General features: G+C 45.3%; 14 protein-coding genes. 3 read left to right on the plus strand and 11 right to left on the minus strand.

Going from position 1 to position 17,825, the window contains the following annotated elements:
• Window positions 1–146: 146 nt before the first annotated feature.
• On the minus strand, window positions 147–1,334 hold the full coding sequence (locus GKG41_RS22455) for a PatB family C-S lyase (protein WP_154262803.1): 1,188 nt from the start codon (window positions 1,332–1,334) through the stop codon (window positions 147–149).
• 222 nt (window positions 1,335–1,556) lie between these two features.
• Between GKG41_RS22455 and GKG41_RS22460 the strand changes: the two genes are divergently transcribed.
• The gene (locus GKG41_RS22460) at window positions 1,557–2,042 is read left to right on the plus strand and encodes a MarR family transcriptional regulator (protein WP_154262807.1); all 486 of its coding nucleotides are present in this window, start codon (window positions 1,557–1,559) and stop codon (window positions 2,040–2,042) included.
• A 215-nt stretch (window positions 2,043–2,257) separates the two neighbouring features.
• Here the strand turns inward: GKG41_RS22460 and GKG41_RS22465 are convergent, their stop codons facing one another.
• The 5 genes from GKG41_RS22465 to GKG41_RS22485 form a co-directional block, all read right to left on the minus strand.
• Window positions 2,258–3,115, minus strand: coding sequence for a MerR family transcriptional regulator (locus GKG41_RS22465; RefSeq protein ID WP_154262810.1), 858 nt, complete (start codon window positions 3,113–3,115; stop codon window positions 2,258–2,260).
• An 85-nt stretch (window positions 3,116–3,200) separates the two neighbouring features.
• Complete coding sequence (locus GKG41_RS22470) at window positions 3,201–4,562, minus strand: GHKL domain-containing protein (protein WP_154262813.1); 1,362 nt, start codon at window positions 4,560–4,562, stop codon at window positions 3,201–3,203.
• Between the two features lie 8 nt (window positions 4,563–4,570).
• Complete coding sequence (locus tag GKG41_RS22475; RefSeq protein WP_154262816.1) at window positions 4,571–5,281, minus strand: LytTR family DNA-binding domain-containing protein; 711 nt, start codon at window positions 5,279–5,281, stop codon at window positions 4,571–4,573.
• A gap of 18 nt (window positions 5,282–5,299) precedes the next feature.
• Window positions 5,300–7,438 (minus strand): FtsX-like permease family protein, encoded by a 2,139-nt coding sequence (locus GKG41_RS22480; protein ID WP_173015693.1) that lies wholly within the window; start codon window positions 7,436–7,438, stop codon window positions 5,300–5,302.
• Window positions 7,425–8,180: an ABC transporter ATP-binding protein gene (locus GKG41_RS22485; protein ID WP_154262828.1), complete on the minus strand. Its 756-nt coding sequence runs from the start codon at window positions 8,178–8,180 to the stop codon at window positions 7,425–7,427. Before GKG41_RS22485 ends, GKG41_RS22480 begins: the two co-directional genes overlap by 14 nt.
• Window positions 8,181–8,423: 243 nt before the next feature.
• Between GKG41_RS22485 and GKG41_RS22490 the strand changes: the two genes are divergently transcribed.
• The gene (locus GKG41_RS22490) at window positions 8,424–11,222 is read left to right on the plus strand and encodes a transporter substrate-binding domain-containing protein (protein ID WP_154262836.1); all 2,799 of its coding nucleotides are present in this window, start codon (window positions 8,424–8,426) and stop codon (window positions 11,220–11,222) included.
• Between the two features lie 22 nt (window positions 11,223–11,244).
• Here the strand turns inward: GKG41_RS22490 and GKG41_RS22495 are convergent, their stop codons facing one another.
• The 5 genes from GKG41_RS22495 to GKG41_RS22515 form a co-directional block, all read right to left on the minus strand.
• Window positions 11,245–11,934 carry a site-2 protease family protein gene (locus tag GKG41_RS22495; RefSeq protein ID WP_154262839.1) on the minus strand — a complete coding sequence of 230 codons (690 nt, stop codon included), beginning with the start codon at window positions 11,932–11,934 and terminating at the stop codon, window positions 11,245–11,247.
• A gap of 181 nt (window positions 11,935–12,115) precedes the next feature.
• Window positions 12,116–12,574, minus strand: coding sequence for a MarR family winged helix-turn-helix transcriptional regulator (locus GKG41_RS22500; protein WP_173015694.1), 459 nt, complete (start codon window positions 12,572–12,574; stop codon window positions 12,116–12,118).
• A gap of 37 nt (window positions 12,575–12,611) precedes the next feature.
• Entirely contained in the window at window positions 12,612–15,086 is a 2,475-nt protein-coding gene (locus GKG41_RS22505) for a peptidoglycan DD-metalloendopeptidase family protein (protein ID WP_154262850.1), read from the minus strand.
• Between the two features lie 17 nt (window positions 15,087–15,103).
• Entirely contained in the window at window positions 15,104–15,553 is a 450-nt protein-coding gene (gene dtd / locus GKG41_RS22510) for a D-aminoacyl-tRNA deacylase (RefSeq protein ID WP_154262853.1), read from the minus strand.
• Window positions 15,554–15,560: 7 nt separating this feature from the next.
• Window positions 15,561–16,850 (minus strand): AI-2E family transporter, encoded by a 1,290-nt coding sequence (locus tag GKG41_RS22515; RefSeq protein WP_154262855.1) that lies wholly within the window; start codon window positions 16,848–16,850, stop codon window positions 15,561–15,563.
• A 162-nt stretch (window positions 16,851–17,012) separates the two neighbouring features.
• Here GKG41_RS22515 and GKG41_RS22520 point away from each other — a divergent pair, with 162 nt between their 5' ends.
• Entirely contained in the window at window positions 17,013–17,747 is a 735-nt protein-coding gene (locus GKG41_RS22520) for an ATP-binding protein (protein WP_154262857.1), read from the plus strand.
• Window positions 17,748–17,825: the final 78 nt, after the last annotated feature.

Below are 17,825 nucleotides of genomic sequence, written 5' to 3' on the forward strand. Positions count from 1 at the left end.
TCAAAATGGACGATTAAAAGTTTAATAGGGATAGTATGCGCTTTTTTGGCTATCCGATGGTTTTTGTTTCATAGTAAATAGATTTGGGAAATACTTATTCATTACTTTGCCCTCCTTTTATGATGTTTTTTTATATTGTTTTCTTTTTAAAACCCTCTTTTTCTGTATGCTTCTCTCAACTGACCCAAGCCCTGTGCCAGAAGGCTCCTGGCACAGCCAATATTCATCCGCATAAAACCGCTTCCTCCCCTGCCGAACCATCTCCCTGCATCCAGGGCCAGACCTGCCTCCCGCAGCCAGAAATGCTCCAGTGCATCATCATTCAGATGAAGTTTTCTGCAGTCCAGCCACAGCAGATACGTGGCATCCGGCTTCTGGCATGTGATTTTCGGCATCCATTTACCCAGATACCTGTCTACAAAGAGATAATTCTCCCACAGATAAGCGAGAAGCTGCTCTAAATATTCCTCACACTCCGGGTCAGAATAGGCTACATCAAAGGCAGTTACGCCAAAGGCATTGGGTATATTTACCCTTCGGTCCATCTCCTTCACAAAAGCTTCCCGCAGCGCCTCATCAGGTATCAAAATAGCGGAAATCTGCAAACCTGCAATGTTGAACGTTTTGGACGGGGCCATGGCAGTCACGCTGATACGCTCATATTCCTTTCCCAAACCGGCCAGAGAATAGAAACGTTTGTGCTGGTAAGTAAGATCAGAGTGGATCTCATCAATGGCCACAATCACCTCATTATGTATGCAGATATCTCCGATACGCTTCAGTTCTTCCCTGTCCAGAACCCGGGAAACGGGGTTTAACGGATGACATAAAAGCAACAGCTTATTTCCAGGATCAGCGGCCAGCTGTTCCAGCTCCTCAAAATTAATTCCCCATTTTTCCCCGTCAAAGACAAGAGGATTTTCTACCAGCTTTCTGCCATTGTTCACCACACTGTCCTGGAAGGGATAATATACGGGAGGCTGCACGATGACCCCTTCTCCGGGCCGAGTAAAAGCTGCCACCATAGCACTTAAGGCCGGTACAATGCCATTACTGAAGGTCACCCACTCCGGCTTCGCCTTCCATCCATTTCTCTTCTCCTGCCACCTGGCCGCCAGTCCCTGAGCCTTGACGGATATGTCGCTGTAACCGTAGATAGGATGGGCTGCCCGCTTGCAGACGGCCTCCGCAATCGGACGGGGACAGGGAAAGTCTGTGTCTGCCACCCAGAAAGGCAGCGCCTGAGGGTTTCCAGGAAATTCTTCTTCCATCCCGTCCCATTTATGACTCAATGTACCATGCCTGTCTAAAACTTTGTCAAAATCATATTTCATATGAGAACACCTCCTTTATGTTATATGCCATTTATCTTTAATATTATTTATTGTTAATAACATTAACTATATAATATAAAAATAAAGCTGAAAAAGCAATCATATTTTTCATCAAAAAACTACCAAAAATGCATATTGCATTTTGTGCAAAATTGTATATTCCTCTTTTTGTTTTTTTGCTTTACAATTAAGCTATTAAATAGTTTATATGGAGAACCCTTTATGAAAAAAGAACATTTTGAGAAAGTCCGTCAAGCCTTGGACACCTTCGACGAAGGATATGATTATGCATATGAATACGATTCTATGCTCCACGATTACAACGGCTTTATCCTCTACCAGGCCGAATCCCAGTTTATCCGCAAGGTAGGTGATGAGCCGGGCATCACGATTACAGAGCTCAGTGTGTTTTTCGATAAGACCAAGAGTGCCTGCTCCCAGCTAATGTACCGCATGAAAAAGAAGAACCTCCTAAAACAAGTGCGTAACGAACATAATAACCGAGAGTATAATCTCTATCTGACAGACAAAGGCCAGCAGCTCTATCAGTTCCACAAAATTTTCGAGGACGGCTGTTACCGCCGCACTGCGGAAATGCTCAGCTCTTTTACTATGGAGGAATTGGAGACCTATATAAAAATCCAGAGGAAAATGAACGAAGCATTTCTTCTGGACGTAAATGAGAGCAAAGAACGGAATGTCCGGTAAGCGGAGAAATCCCTCTCCATTACGGTATGCATTTCCATCAGAGAGATAAAGACCGCTGTGGCTGCAGATAAAATGGTAAACTTCTGTTTTTACACAGATATTCCCGCAGGGCAACTATGGTCTTTTCCAGTTCTTACGCACTGGAAAAGACAGCATCAGATTTTATCTAAGCCAGCCCCAAAATTCATTGAAGTAATACAGGATACCATAAATAATTATTCTTCCGGCTGTATATAAAATGCCTTCAGCGCCTGCCCGATAAACAGCGTGGAGCCATCTCCGTATACTGCATCCAGGTTTTCCTGCATTTTTTTATTGGTAATATATTTTTCGGCCATGTCCAGCATAAGCGCGGTTACATCGTCCATCTGATAAAGCTGCCTGCAGACAAAGTCCATTTCTCCCACAATTTCCTTTACCTCAAATGTATTTACATCCTGGCCGGTCTTGTCCGCTAATTTTCTGGTAATCTGCTCCAGTCTGTTTCCATAGGCATCCAATATTTTTGAATTCTCCGGATTTGCGGAAGCTTTGAGAGCGCTTTCCTTATCTCCATACCATTCCACTACTTTAGCGAAATTTTTCTGCGCCTGCCTGGAGGAAGCGCTTTCCAGAAATTGTTCCTTAAACTGTTCCATACTGCCATACTCTTTTTTAAAAATCTCCTGCTGCTCTTTTGTCATGTTTGTTTCCATATTGCGGTACATATCCTCAAGGTCAGCCTTGCTGAAAACTTCAAAATTCATCTTATTATCTCCTTTCAGAATTTCCCCGATGCTGGCGATAATTCGTTCCAGTCTTTCTTTTTTCACTACCAGCATTCTTTTTTGGCTGTATAATAATTGCTTTTTATCAAGATCAGGATTTTCTAAGATTTCTTTGATTTGCTTCAGGGGCAAGTCAAGTTCCCGTAAAAACAGTATCTGCTGCAATTTTTCCAGAGCTTTATCGTCATAAAACCGGTATCCCGCCTCACTGAGTACGGTAGGCTTGAGTAAGTCAATCTCATCGTAGTAGTGCAGCGTGCGCACGCTGATACCTGTCAGGTTTGATACTTCTTTTACAGTCTTCATATTCTCTCCTCCTGTTCCTGATACCTTAATCTTATGCTATGACGCAGCGTGAGAGTCAACAAGTTTTTTGCAGAGCAATAATCCGCTATTCTAACCGCAGATAAAGAAACAGCACAAATTCTTTTTCCGTATACTCCACCTCCATATTCCCCTCGTAACGTTTTGCAATTTCCCGTATATTTTCCAACCCGTATCCATGTCCGGCTTCTTTTTTATCCGACTCCATCTTTCCATGGGCACTTATAATCCGGTTCTCTTTGCTGTTGGCAATCCTCAGACTGAAATATCCTTTCTTTGTCCTGGCCTGCAGAAATACCTTTCTTTGGACCGGATCCGGAATCTTGCTGACAGCCTCTATAGCATTGTCCAGGGCATTGGAAAATATGGTACAGAGTTCCAGAGAGGTTACTTCCATCACCTGTTTTATCTCCAGATTGAAGTGAACATCAGCCTGCAGATTCTGCAGTTTTTCCCATCGATGATTCAGTACGGCATTTAATGCCCTGTCACTGCAGAACTGTTTCCCTGTTCCGGCAGGCAGACTGCTGCCGAACTGCTCCAGATATTCTCCGGCTCCGCTGATATCGCCCTGCTCCAGACAGCTCTTTATGGTCTGAAAGTGGTTATTCATATCATGGCGCAGTCTCCGGACACTCTCCTGCTGTTCTTCCAGCGAACGGTAGTACTCTTCTTTCAGTCCTTCAATCTGAAGCTTTTCCCTGTTTTTTACATTCTCGATCACAGGCTGCAGCAGATACAGAATCCCTATAATTGAAAGGATTCCGCTGATTACTATGACAAAGGTTCTATAAGAACCGTAAAACAGACCGGGGCTGTCATAATATTCAGCTGCAGTTTTCGCATCAAAAGGAGGAAATACAATAACAGTGACCATAGACAAAAAAGAGATTGTACAGATTACAGATATAATCAGCCAAATCCTTCCGGACATATAGCGTTTGATTTCCTCTAAGCGTTTTTTAAAACCATAGTACAGCAAAGCCCAAACCAAGACTTTCAGAAGATCCAAAAATAAGCCGGCAGCAAAATTGAGCAGGTAATCCACCGCCGCAAGATCATTGCTGTTTTGCTGTAAGAACATCATAAAATTTATTTTAAAGGAATACACCGGATTGTTGCATAACAGATAATTCAGCCCCAGGATCAAAGGGTAAAAGATTAGTACCACAGAGAGCCTGTTAATAAGCTCTCCCTTGGTGCAGATTAGAACGATAAACAAAAAAGCGGCCAGCATTCCCAGCACATTTGTGGCATCTGTATCGTATATCGGCAGGGGAAGCAAAAACATACACCAGACTAGGAACAAAAATCTAAGCTTTGTTCTGTATTCCACCAATAAACCAGAAAGTCTGTACAAAAAGAAAGAGCATATGAGGTTCATGCACATTGACACGATCCATAATACACTTACATAACCTCTGACCATAACGCCTCCTACTGCTGCAGAAGAAATCTGGCAAATGCACCAGACAACTCCTGGTAATATTTTCTGCTCACTGGGATACTATCTTTCCCTATAAGTACCTGATTCGGGCGGACTTCATCTGCATAAGCCAGATTCACCACATATCGCTGATGGGTGCGGACAAAACAGCCGGGGAGCTGCTTTTGCAACTCCCCCAGCTTTCCGTAAAACTCCAGCTGCCCGTTTACAGTATTCAAAACAATTTTCCTCAGCTGGCTGTAAAGATACCTGATATCCCGTACAGGAATCTTACTCAGGCTGCTGCCCTGCTGTACCGGCAGACACCGCTGCCTATCCATCTCCAGCCGTTTCACAGCCTCGTCCAGTACAAGTGTAATCTTCTCTCTGGCGTAAGGCTTTACGATGTAGTTTAGTGCACCCACTTCGTAGCCGTGGAATACATAATCCTCATAGCCCGTAACAAAAATCAGCACAGCTTCCCTGGAAAAGTGTCGGATCCTCCGGGCCGTTTCTACGCCGTCCAACCCGTTCATCTGAATGTCCAGAAAAATAATGTCCGTCCCATAGGGGTCCTGCTGTATCTTCTGCAGCAGGCTTTCACCACCTTCATATTCTTCTACTTTATATTCTTCTCCCAAAAGCTGAAAATAGGATTCTGCTATCCTTCTCAGCATAGTTCTCTGCTGCTTCTCGTCATCACAAATTCCTACTGTCACCATGCAGTCACCTCCCTCTTGTCATTCATCTGTCCCTGCCGTTTTCCGTATGCCCACCAGATGCTGAAACTTTCGTTCTGCCGCTCTGTATACCAGATAAATATAACCAAAAATCAGGCAGATGGCAAGGAGTATCACACCCACGGCCCGGATTTCTGCTGCTGCTATGATTACGTCATTCTGCCAATAGATAAGAAACACATAAAAGAGGGAAACAGCAACCCCCATAAAATAGGGAAAAAAGAAGATCTTACGCAGCTGGCTGCGGATACAGAACCTGATATATTTATGGCTGGCTCCCAGGCGCTTTAGATCCACAAACACCTGCTTGTAATTTATCCCAATGGAGACCCCCCTTGTATAGGCAATGACACCCACTGCCGTCAGACATACGATGGCAATATACACAAACAGCATAATATACACAGACATATTTTTCAGCATATCCTGAGCAAGGAGAACTTTGAATTGGGGGTAATATCTCCAGCTTGTGCTCAGCATACTATTCTCTGCCTCCATTTTCAGATTGCCCACTCCCGGGGGATATTCTTCATCCATAAAGTAGGGGATCCCCTGGCTCTCATATCTGTATTTTACATAGTTGTTGTACCCGGCGTATACCGACGCAGCCTTCGACGTGCGGAGGATTATCTGATTTTTCAGGGCTGATGCAAACCCATAGGTTTCCTTCCAGTTTTCCACATCAAAGGCAGTTGTCACGTATTTGTTTTCTGGCTTCAGACGACTGCTGTAGCTGTCAAATTCCTGATCGTTTAGCACATAATAGATATTGCCCAGGTCATTCACCAAAGAGACATCAAACAGCACATTTCCCCCATAAGTCAGCTTTTGGGATTTCCCGGTGGATGGGTGTGTGATAAGCAGATCTTTCTCCCCGTCCGCATGTTTATATGCCTTTTTCACTGCAATCCCGTAGCTGCCTGCAGGTATCACAACATCTCTGCCCGTTATTTCTGATATGTCGCCAGCTTTCAGGAACATAGCGCTTGCCATACGTTCCATATAGGTTTCCGAAATACTGCCGTCTTTATGATAGATTTCCTCTGTTCCGTCAATAATGAATTCCAAAACCTCCAGCTCCCGATAATTCTTCACCTCAGTATTATAGGTATCCGCCAGGTTTCGGACTTCTTCTTCTGTAATCTGCTTCTCCCCGGCCGGATAGGTAAACAGGTAATCTACAGGCATATTCTTAATGACCTCCTGATTTTGGGTCCATATGCCCGGCACATAGATGACCGCAAAGAGTCCCCCAAAGACCAATAAGACAATGACACAGATATTTCTCACAGTCTGGCGTCCCATAAAACGCATCATACTGATAGAGATAATATTTTTATAGTATCTCTGGGGATTGCGGCCTTTCTTCCCATGGACTACCAGATAGACGGCTGTCATGTAAACACCTGCCACAGCCAGAAGATAGGTAAGGCTCCATAGCGCCGGCTGTCTCCGGGAGAACAGGATTCTAAATATGTCATATCCAAAATAGCCAAGCAGAAATCCCAGAATCACCAGTCCGATTCCCGCTCCGCCGTACCAGCCTTTCACGTCCCGGACAGGCTCAGATTTTCTGTGATCATTTAAAATCTCCATAATATTGCTTCTGTTCAGGAATCGTATGGCCTGAATGAAGCAGCATACGGTAACCGCGGCAGCAAAACCGGCTCCCACCCCCAGACCTATGGGTGCAAATTGGTAGCGCATCTCCCTGGTATCCACAATCAGCAGCTGAAACAATCCCCAGACACCTCTGGAAACAGGGATACCCAATACCAGTCCTATAAGCGAAGAAGATGCGGTAACCAGACCTATATCCACAAACAGTACAGACCGCAGCTGGCGTTTCTGAGCCCCTATGGCCATAAGAATCCCCATCTCTCTGGATTTATATTTTAGAAACAGGGAAGATGCGTATACTGTGAAGATTCCGCAGCCCAAAATAGCGGCGGCGAAGATCATTGTTCCCATTTTTCTGCTGTCTCCCCCTTGAGGAAGAAAGTTCTGTACTGTTGGACTGAAATAAATCATGGCATAAGAAGTAATAAGTGAAACAGACAGAAGAATACAGAAAGTCAGCAGAAAATAATTTTTACGGTTATAGCTGCGAAGCTTTCCATATATTTTATTCAGAGTCATGGCTTCCTCCTCCCACTTCCCGGATGACCTCCAGAAGAGTATCCATGAATTCCTGTCTGTTTCCCTCATTTCTTACTTCTCTAAAGATACAGCCGTCCTTCAGTACAATGACTCTGTCGCAGAAGCTGGCGACATAGCTGTCATGGGTAACCATAAAGATAGTAGCCTGCAGTTGTTTTCTGGCAGTCTGGAATGCGTCGATTACTGCCTGGCAGGATTTGCTGTCCAGATTACCGGTTGGTTCGTCAGCCAAAATAACGGAGGGATGGTTCATCAGTGCTCTGGCAACTGCTGTTCTCTGCTTCTCTCCCCCTGAAATCTCTGCGGGATATTTCTCTATAATCTTCTCAATCCCAAAAATTGTGCACAGCTGTCTGGCCCTGTTCTCCATCTGCAGCGCCTGACTGCCTTTAATCACCTGGGGAACACAGATGTTCTCCAAGACAGTCAGACCGTCAAAGAGCATAAAATCCTGGAATACAAATCCCAGCTTTTCATTGCGCACCCTGGACAGTTCCTCTTCCTTCAAGCTCTTAATATTCTGCTCCCCCAGAAGAACTTCTCCACGCTCAAAGGGAATAAAACAAGAAATACAGTTAAGCAGTGTAGTTTTTCCTGACCCCGACTGCCCCATAATTGCAGCGATCTCTCCCTCCTTTATTTCAAATGACACATCCTTTAATACAGGATATACTGTCTTCCCTGAGGTATAAGACTTGTATAAATGACTTACCTTAAGCATACATTACCCTCTCTTTCTCCTTGTTTCCTTTATTAGACTGATTTTAGCAAATCTTTTGATCTGAGCATATAAGGGCAGATGTAAGACTTGAACCATATTTTGTAATACAAAACCAAATTAAGAAATACAATGTCCTATTACAGGTTTTTGTGATATAATTCTTTATATGACTGGCGCCCATTAACCAGGGACTGACAATGCACAATATCTATGCCAAAGTATAATTCATATATAGGGGGACACATGAAAATTAAAAAAAACACAAAAACAATCTTTGCGTTCTTTCTGCTGCTATTGCTGCTATTGGGTTCTTTGCAGCACACCGCTTTTCTTGTACAGGCTGAAGATGCCGTGCCGGAAAAAAAAGTTCTTAAAGTGGCATTTCCTTATATTAAAGGCGTGAGCGAGACGGATGAGAAAGGAAATCACAAAGGCTTAGTGGTAGATTACCTCAATGAGATTGCTAAGTATACCAATTGGGACTATGAATATATAACCGGGGAGTCCGAGGAGTTGATTGCGAACTTTATGGACGGTAAATATGACTTGCTGGGGGGAACTTATTATTCTGAGGACCTGGAAGGGTATTTATCCTACCCCGATTACAACATGGCCAGCAACCGGGCGGTGCTCTTCTGCCGCAAAGATGATCTTGACCTGAGAACCTATGATCTCAGCACACTAAACGGCAAGACCATCGGAGTATACGAAAAAGCAGACGAAAAGATTCGCAGACTGCAGGAGTTTCTTAATTTCAACGGTGTGGAATGCAAACTGAAATATTATGCTCAGGCGGACATGGTGAACGCCACGCTCTATCATCATCTGGAAAATGGAGAGGTGGACCTGTTATTGGGAAATGATTTGGAAGACATTCAGGATTTCCGTGTGATTGCTTCCTTTGAGGCACAGCCTTATTATATTGCAGTCGCTGGTGGAAAACAGGAGATTCTGGACGAATTGAACACAGCCCTTCGTTATATTCTTGAGGGGGACCCTGATTTTGCAGAGAAACACTATGCACTGCATTTTCCTGAACAGCGCACTGCTGATATTCGATACAATCCCGAAGAACTAGAATATATAAAAAATGCCGGAAAAATTAAAGTGGCGGCAGTAAAGGACTGGCATCCTTATTACTGTATTGACGGGGACAAACAGCACCATAATGGAATTATACCAGACATCCTGGATGAGATCTCTGACTCTTCGGGACTGGAATTTACCTATTGCTTTGCAGATACTTATACAGATGCAATCCATATGGTACAGGAGGGAAAAGCAGATATTCTGGGGTGGTTTCTGGATACAGAGGACGCTGCCCGGGAACAGGGACTGGCTCTGACTAAGCCCTTTATCACTATGAATAATATGATAGTGAAAAACAATTCGGTGAGCTATCCTTCCGGCAATCTTACGGGAGCTGTTCTGGAGGGACGGGTTCTCCCCGAGGATGTGCAGGCTGAACAGACCGTATACTATTCCACGACGGAGGAATGTGTAAAGGCAGTTAATCAGGGAGAGGCCGACTTTGTCTATGGACTTGCAACCTCTCTGGAAACAGAACTGCAAAAGCCCAGTTACAGAAATATTACGCCGGTTACCTTTTACAATACCAGTACCTCAGTTTCCTTTGCTATGGTGCGTCCGGTGGACCCGGAACTGCTGAGTATCCTCAACAAGGGGATCAGCGATATCCCGGAGGAAAAGATGGACGCTGTCACAGGACGTAATTTTGTCTCCGGCAGCTACGTACCGGTGACTCTGAAGGAATTGATTTATGAAAATCCTATGGCCGCGGTCTTAATCGTTGCGGCTTTCCTGCTGCTAATCCTGCTGGCCGTTGTATTAATTGCCAGATCCAGAGTAAAAAGTACGGTACTGCAGGCAGAGTTAAGGCGTGCGGAGGCAGAAAGCAAAGCCAAGGGTGAATTTCTATCAAGAATGAGCCATGAGATACGGACTCCAATGAATGCCATCGCCGGTCTTGTGGATCTTACCTGCATGAAAGAGGGGCTCTCCGGTGAAGTGAAGGGGAACCTTGAGAAGATACGTTCATCCACAAAATATCTTCTGGCCCTGCTCAATGACATTCTTGATATGTCAAGGCTGGACGGCGGCATGCTTACCATTGCCTCAGAACCTTTTTCACTGGATAAACTGTTACGTGAAGTAGAGGAAATGACCAGGATACAAACTCTGCAAAAAGACCAGGAATTCAACTTCCAGACAGATATTGCGCACAGCGGGGTTACCGGAGATCCCATTCGCCTCCGGCAGGTCCTCACCAATCTTCTTTCCAATGCAGGTAAATTCACTCCCCCAAAGGGAATCATCACACTGGAGGTAAAAGAAGAAGCTTTTGAAAATGACAGGGCTGTGTATCGGTTTTCTGTTACTGATACAGGGGACGGGATTGCTCCTGAATTCCAGAAACAGATCTTCGGCGTTTTTGAGCAGCTAGGCACCAGCAGTTCTAAAAGCGAGGGTACCGGACTTGGACTTCCCATAAGTCAGAATATTGTGAAGCTCATGGGCGGGGAACTGATGGTGAATAGTACCCCGAAAGAGGGGGCAGAATTTTTCTTCACGTTAAGTCTTCCTGTAGTAGCTCCGGATGAAACGGAAGCCATAAAAAAAGAACCCGCGTCGGAAGAGTCATTTAGAGGAAAAAGGATTCTGCTTGCGGAGGATAATGATTTAAATGCAGAGATTGCCGAAGAGCTTCTAAAGATGAAAGGGATACTGACCGAGAGGGCTTGTAACGGCCAGGAAGCTGTTTTCATGTTTGAAAGCCACAAATCCGGGTATTACGATTTGATTCTCATGGATCTGCAGATGCCGGTAAAAAACGGTCTGGAGGCAGCCAGGGAAATCCGAAGCAGTCAATTATCCGGAGGAAGCACTGTCCCCATTTTAGCCATGACGGCCAATACCTTTCAGGAGGATATCGACGCTGCGGAAAAGGCAGGAATGAATGGATTTATCACAAAGCCTGTTGACTCCAATTATATGTATCAGACCATAGGTGAATATTTGTAATCAAGCAAAGGAGGAATTGCTCTCAGACAGCAATTCCTCCTCCACTGTTTATATAGCCTATCCCCAGAATCCCTTTTACGATGCTCCACAGCCCATTTAATATCCCGTTGTCCATAAGGGTCAGCGGTCGGCTGAGAACACCTGTCATCAGCAATACAATGAGAATAACGGGCATATACCGGCCAGCCCTCTGGTAATAGTACTGTACCCTGGGAAAAAGTTCCCGCAGTACATTGGATCCGTCCAGAGGGGGAATGGGAATCAGGTTAAAGACGCCCAGCCCCACATTAATAACAGCCAGATAATAGGACAGATAATAGAAATAGGCAACTATCCCAGATGGGACCCCTCCAAAGAAGCGGACTATCAGGCCAAATACAAACATAGATACAAATGCCATAAAAAAGTTCATGACAGGACCAGCAAGGGCCACTTGAATCATTCCCTTGCGCGGATCTTTATAATACCGGGGACAGACGCGGACTGGTTTCGCCCATCCCATGTGAAACACCAGAAGACACAGGGTCCCCATAAGGTCCAGATGCCTGAGTGGGTTTACAGACAGCCTTCCATCCAGTTTAGGCGTGGGGTCTCCCAGGCGGTAAGAAACGTAGCCATGAGCAAACTCATGGGCTGTAATCGCCAGCAAAACTGCGGGAACCGTATAGATTAACTGCTGAAGAATCTGATAATAATAGCTCGAATACAACATAGCACACTCTCCTGTTTTTATCATCTTAAACAATCTGCTTTCATACATGTTCTTTGGCAGATGTACGGTATTCTCCGTACATTAAAGTTATAATATAAAGATATCCAGAGATAGTCAATGTAAATTATATGAAGAAACCATAAAATTAAAATACCATGCAAAAGAGCATGGTATTTTAATTTTAATCATCTTCTTGTGTCATCTCACACAAATCCTGAAGCAGATGCAGCAGTTTCTCCAGACCGCACCGGATTTCTCTCAGCTCTTCCTGGGGCTGCTGCTGAATGTATGGGTCATACTTTTCAGAGACAGCCTGTTCGATTTCCCGAACCATGCGGGAGCCGGAAGCCGTCAGGGTAAGCTTTACCACCCGTTCATCCAGGGTGTCTCTGCAGCGGGCTATATATCCGTCCTTTTCCAGGCGTTTACACATGGACGAGGCATTGCCGCTGGCCAAACCGATGGTTTTGCCAATAGTACCCACTGTCTGCTCTTCTGTGTGATGGAGTTCCAGAAGGATCCGAATCTGAATCATAGTCAGTCCTGTCTCGTCAATAATAGGCTTAAAAAGCTTCCCCATATATCCGGTAATGGAGCGGGTATAGTCCCATATCTCATTTCTCAAATCAATGCTGTTCATCAGACTGCCCTCCTTTCTCTGACTGACATACAAGCGATTAACGGGGATCCGGTATATAATTCCATGGTGAAACATAGGTTCCGTTTACACTGACGCCAAAATGAAGATGGTATCCGGTGGCCACTCCCGTCTGCCCTACATATCCAATGACATCACCAGCTGATACCTTAGTACCTTTTTTCGCGCTGGAAGCGCGGCTCTCCATATGCATATAGATTGTATGTAATCCGTTTCCGTGATCAATTTCTACATAGTTTCCCATCTCATAGTGAGAGGAAGCATTGATGATAGTTCCGCCTGCCGCCGCTAAAATCAATGAATTTTTAGGCGCAGCCAAATCTACGCCCTGGTGATAAGAACTGGCTCCGCTGGTAGGCTTGTCCCTGTACCCAAAGTCACTGGACACCCTTGTATACGCCGGGCAGGGCCATTTCATAACGGTGGATACATAATGGCCGTCGGCTCCTACATATTTATCTCCGATCCACTGTTTCACAGCCATAGCACCGGAGCTTGTAAGGTAGCAGTCATCAACCCAGCACCCGGAAGCCATAGCACCGGAATCATAAAAGTAATATTTATATTTTCCAATGGTCTGCCATCCGGTCTGCATGGCCCCGCTGCCGTTGAGATAATACCAGGTACTGCCAAGTTTCAGCCAGCCCGTAGCCATAGCGCCGCTGCCGTTTAAATAATACCAGGTGCTGCCAAGCTTCAGCCAGCCGGTGGCCATAGCGCCGCTGCCGTTTAAATAATACCAGGTGCTGCCAAGCTTCAGCCAGCCGGTGGCCATCTTTCCATCCTGTTCTAAATAATACCAAGTCTTGCCCAGAAGAATCCAGCCAGTCACCATCTGCCCGTCGCTGTCGTAATAATACCAGCTTCCATTCTCCGCATACCAGCCGGTCACCATTGCTCCGTTCTCTTTAAACGTATAGGGCTTTCCGGAAACTACAGCTTTTCCGGTCTGGGCGGATCCGTTAGGAGTCAGATAATACCAGATCCCTTCAAGCTTTATCCAATCCGTCTTCATAGCTCCGCTGCTGTCAAGATAGTACAGGTCTGCGCCTGACTTTATCCAACCGGTCTGCATGGCCCCGCTGCTGTTGAAATAATACCAGGTCTTACCGTCAAGAAGCCATCCGGTCTGCATAGCGCCGCTGCTGTTTAGATAATACCAGGTCTTGCCCAGTTTCAGCCATCCGGTCTGCATGGCTCCGCTGCCGTTGAGATAGTACCAGGTACTTCCAAGCTTCAGCCAGCCGGTCTGCATTAACCCGCTGCTGTTAAAATAGTACCAGGTATTTCCAACCCAAACCCAGCCGGTCTGCATCATACCGCTGCCATTGAGATAATACCAGGCTTTTCCCTGCTTCAGCCAGCCGGTCTGCATAGCTCCGCTGCCATTGAGATAATACCAGTACTTCCCGTCCAAAAGCCAGCCCGTTGCCATACTTCCGTCCTCTTTCAGGTAATACCAGAGAGCACCTGACTTAACCCAGCCCGTTGCCATATCTCCGCTGTGGGAAAGGTAATACCAGGAGTTTCCAATCTTCTGCCAGCCTGTGGCGGCACCGCCGTCCGGCCGGAGATAATACCAGACTCCCTGGAAAAGATGCCACCCTCCGGAAAGCATAGCTCCATTGTCTTTAAAAAGGTAAGTGGTATTGCCTACCATTGCTTTTCCTACAGCCATCTGACCGCTGCTGTTAAGGTAATACCAGGTATTGCCTAACTGAAGCCAGCCGGTTTTGGCAGTTCCGCTGGCATTCAGATAATACCAGCTGCCGTCAGTATCCAGATACCATCCGACGGCCATACTCCCGTCTTTGTTCAAAAAATACAGAGTTCCGTCTAATTCCAGTCTTCCCACAGCCATTTTTCCGTCACTGTAAAAGTAATACCAGTCGCTGCCAATCCATTTCCAGCCAGTCACAGAAACGCCGGACTGAAGGTAATACCACTCCCCTTCAAAGATATGCCAGCTGCTGCTGTCGGTCCGCAGATGTCCCTTTATGGGATCAAAATAATAAAGTACATGATCTATCCTTGTAAGCCCAAGACTCAGACTCCCGTCTTCCTGCAAATAATATCGAAGACTGCCTTCGGACATCCATCCGGTGGCTTTGGTCCCGTCCTCCCGGTAAAAGTACCAGATTCCCTCATCCTCGACCCACCCTCTTAGGGGCATCTGCCCCTCCTCATTGGGCGGCGCAGCATCCTGGGGGGAAGCTTTTGGCACCTTTGCAGCAGTCCTGGCTTCTTCCTGAAACTCTCTGCTGTTGGATTCCTCAGAGACTTCTTTTTCCTGTGAATCCTGAGGCACGGAGCCAGATTCCTCCCCGGCAGCTGCATTTTCATCTTCTCCGGACAAATCCTCCGGATGCTGAGGCTCTTCCCCGGGCGCTGTCTGTTCCTGTGCTTTCCCCGGACCTTCCCCGTAAACCGGTGATATGGCTGAGAAAGTAAGACTGACAACCAGCCCGTACAGTAATAGTTTCTTACGCTTCATTTCTCCGTCTCCTTCTCTTACTCAAAGGTTTTATCATCCAGCAGTATAGTAAAAGGTCCGTCGTTGATAAGCGAAACCTTCATTTCTGCGCCAAATTCCCCCGTCTGCACAGGGATGCCTGTTTCCCTGATCTTCTGGATCATATATTCATAGAGTCTGTTCGCCTCTTTTGGGTCCCCGGACTCAATAAAGCTGGGACGGTTTCCTTTTTTACAGTTAGCATAGAGCGTGAACTGGGAAACTAAAAGTATCTGGCCGCCCACATCCTTCAGGGATAGATTTGTCTTGCCGTTTTCATCCTCAAAAATACGCAGCCCGGTCATCTTCTTAATAAACCGGTCTGCAACTGCAGGGGTGTCCTCTCTGCCAATGCCTGCAAATACCAGAAACCCCTGTTTGATACTGCCGATACAGGTCTCTCCTACCGTTACAGAGGCTTCTTTTACCCGTTGAATTACTAATTTCATAGCTGTGTTATTTCTCCTCTTTCTTTTTTTCCTCTCTCCTGTCTTTTGCCATTTCCGGACAGGGAATTGGCTGAAGAGTAGCTTCATCGATACAGTCCATCTCCACGTAAGAGGCCTCATCCGGGGGAAGTGACTTTTCGGTAAGCTTTTTGCTCCTCCAGGACTTGAATGCCGCGTATATAACCGCCATAACAGGTACCCCGATAAACATGCCCAGAATACCGAAAACTCCACCAAACAGCAGGATAGCAACGATTACCATAAAACTGGACAGGCCTGTGGATTCTCCGAGAATCTTTGGACCCAGGATATTTCCGTCGAACTGCTGCAGGATGAGGATAAAGAGAATAAAATACACACACTGCATAGGATTAACCAGCAGAATCAGGAATGCACAGGGTACGGCGCCCAAATATGGTCCAAAGAAAGGAATCACATTGGTGATTCCCACGATTACGCTTACCAGGATAGCGTAAGGGGTACCGATAAGACTAGTGCCGATATAGCACAGAATTCCAATAATAAAAGAGTCAATAATTTTCCCGCTGATAAAGCCCCCGAATGTCTTATGCACAAAACGAAGATTAGAAATCATATGATTGGCCTTTTCCAGAGGCAATATGGAATATAAAAACATCTTCCCCTGGCCGATAAATCCTTCTTTGTCCGCAATCAGATAGACGGAAATAATAGCCCCGATTAAAATGTTTTTCAGAAATATTAATACATCAAAAATACCGGAGGAAAGCTGCTGAAGCAGATCTTTCAGCTGTGGAAGAAGATCCTGCGTCAGCCAAACCTCTGCCTTGGAGGAAAGGCGGGTAAACATATCAAATGCCGTGGCCTCCAAATCTGGATTGTCTTCCAGAAGTCTTTCGATCCAGTGTTCAATATTTTGAATATACCGGGGAGAGTTATTGATGATATTAATAATGCTGTCAATGATAGACGGCACAATCATGGCTATCAGTGTATATATAATGGTCCCGGCAAAAATCAAAGCCAGAAATACACAGACATAGCGGATGACTCTCTGCTTTCTCTTGTTTAGGCTGATCTTTTTCTTTTCCAGGGGTTCAAAGATACACTTGTGCTCCAAAAAGTTTACAATAGGGCTTAACAGATAAGCTATGACGGCCCCGCAGATAACAGGCATCATAATGTTTTTGATAATATGAATCCCATTCAGCAGCGTATTCATATGAAAGATTCCAAAATAGAAAAGCAAACTTGCGCAAATCACAAGAAATGCTGTAATTCCCCAATAAAGATATTTATTGTCCCAACGAAATTTCATAACAGCCTCCAATTGATAATGATCCCCAGGAGTGAAAACACTTCCCGCAGACGCTAAAAGTATATCACAAATTTATGACTTTGTGTTGCAAAAATGTAAAAAATGTATTTCTTTTTTTTGTCTGTTAAGATATAATACTTATGGCTAATTGGAGGAAAAGAGATGAAATTACAACAATTATTGAGTTATACAAGAAAAGCAGTGGATGAATACCAGCTTATAGATCCAGGGGATAAAATTGCAGTAGGAATTTCCGGGGGAAAGGACAGCCTGACTATGCTTTATGCGCTCCACGGTTTGAAGCGTTTTTACCCCAATCCATTTACCATAGAGGCAATCACAGTAGATCTGGGGCACCCGGGATTCTCCACAGAACCTATGGCCAATCTCTGCAGAGAGCTTGAGGTTCCTTATACGGTAGTTCCCACTCAGATTGCACAGATTATATTTGATGAGAGGAAGGAGAGCAACCCCTGCTCCCTCTGCGCCAAGATGCGAAAAGGGGCGTTAAATGAAGCTGCAAAAAAACTGGGCTGCAACAAAGTGGCTTATGCCCATCATAAAGATGATATTGTTGAGACCATGCTGCTGTCATTGATTTTTGAGGGGAGATTTCATTCTTTCTCTCCCAGAACCTATCTGGATCGTATGGATCTAACGGTCATCCGTCCCCTGATGTTCGTGGATGAAGCTGATGTCATTGGATTCCGAAAGAAATACCATCTGCCAGTGGAAAAGAGTCCCTGCCCGGTGGACGGCTATACAAAACGGCAATATGCAAAGGAACTGGTGAAGACACTGAGCAAGGAACATCCGGGAGCAAAGGAACGAATGTTTACAGCTGTTTTAAACGGTCATATACAGGGATGGCCCGAACGGGTTCCCCACATAAGATAAAGGGGCTGTCGGTTAATATCGATTTTTGCCCCCTTACATACAAGGAAGAGACAATCCCATAGTATTCGGGCTTTTTCA

This window comes from Lactonifactor sp. BIOML-A5 (genome assembly GCF_009677585.1).
Classification (GTDB): domain Bacteria; phylum Bacillota; class Clostridia; order Lachnospirales; family Lachnospiraceae; genus Lactonifactor.

What these genes read in the sequence shown, in the direction of transcription:
- GKG41_RS22455 (WP_154262803.1), bottom strand. Translation starts at nt 1,334, where the DNA reads ATGAAATATGATTTTGACAAAGTTTTAGACAGGCATGGTACATTGAGT.
- GKG41_RS22460 (WP_154262807.1), top strand. Translation starts at nt 1,557, where the DNA reads ATGAAAAAAGAACATTTTGAGAAAGTCCGTCAAGCCTTGGACACCTTC.
- GKG41_RS22465 (WP_154262810.1), bottom strand. Translation starts at nt 3,115, where the DNA reads ATGAAGACTGTAAAAGAAGTATCAAACCTGACAGGTATCAGCGTGCGC.
- GKG41_RS22470 (WP_154262813.1), bottom strand. Translation starts at nt 4,562, where the DNA reads ATGGTCAGAGGTTATGTAAGTGTATTATGGATCGTGTCAATGTGCATG.
- GKG41_RS22475 (WP_154262816.1), bottom strand. Translation starts at nt 5,281, where the DNA reads ATGGTGACAGTAGGAATTTGTGATGACGAGAAGCAGCAGAGAACTATG.
- GKG41_RS22480 (WP_173015693.1), bottom strand. Translation starts at nt 7,438, where the DNA reads ATGACTCTGAATAAAATATATGGAAAGCTTCGCAGCTATAACCGTAAA.
- GKG41_RS22485 (WP_154262828.1), bottom strand. Translation starts at nt 8,180, where the DNA reads ATGCTTAAGGTAAGTCATTTATACAAGTCTTATACCTCAGGGAAGACA.
- GKG41_RS22490 (WP_154262836.1), top strand. Translation starts at nt 8,424, where the DNA reads ATGAAAATTAAAAAAAACACAAAAACAATCTTTGCGTTCTTTCTGCTG.
- GKG41_RS22495 (WP_154262839.1), bottom strand. Translation starts at nt 11,934, where the DNA reads ATGTTGTATTCGAGCTATTATTATCAGATTCTTCAGCAGTTAATCTAT.
- GKG41_RS22500 (WP_173015694.1), bottom strand. Translation starts at nt 12,574, where the DNA reads ATGAACAGCATTGATTTGAGAAATGAGATATGGGACTATACCCGCTCC.
- GKG41_RS22505 (WP_154262850.1), bottom strand. Translation starts at nt 15,086, where the DNA reads ATGAAGCGTAAGAAACTATTACTGTACGGGCTGGTTGTCAGTCTTACT.
- dtd (WP_154262853.1), bottom strand. Translation starts at nt 15,553, where the DNA reads ATGAAATTAGTAATTCAACGGGTAAAAGAAGCCTCTGTAACGGTAGGA.
- GKG41_RS22515 (WP_154262855.1), bottom strand. Translation starts at nt 16,850, where the DNA reads ATGAAATTTCGTTGGGACAATAAATATCTTTATTGGGGAATTACAGCA.
- GKG41_RS22520 (WP_154262857.1), top strand. Translation starts at nt 17,013, where the DNA reads ATGAAATTACAACAATTATTGAGTTATACAAGAAAAGCAGTGGATGAA.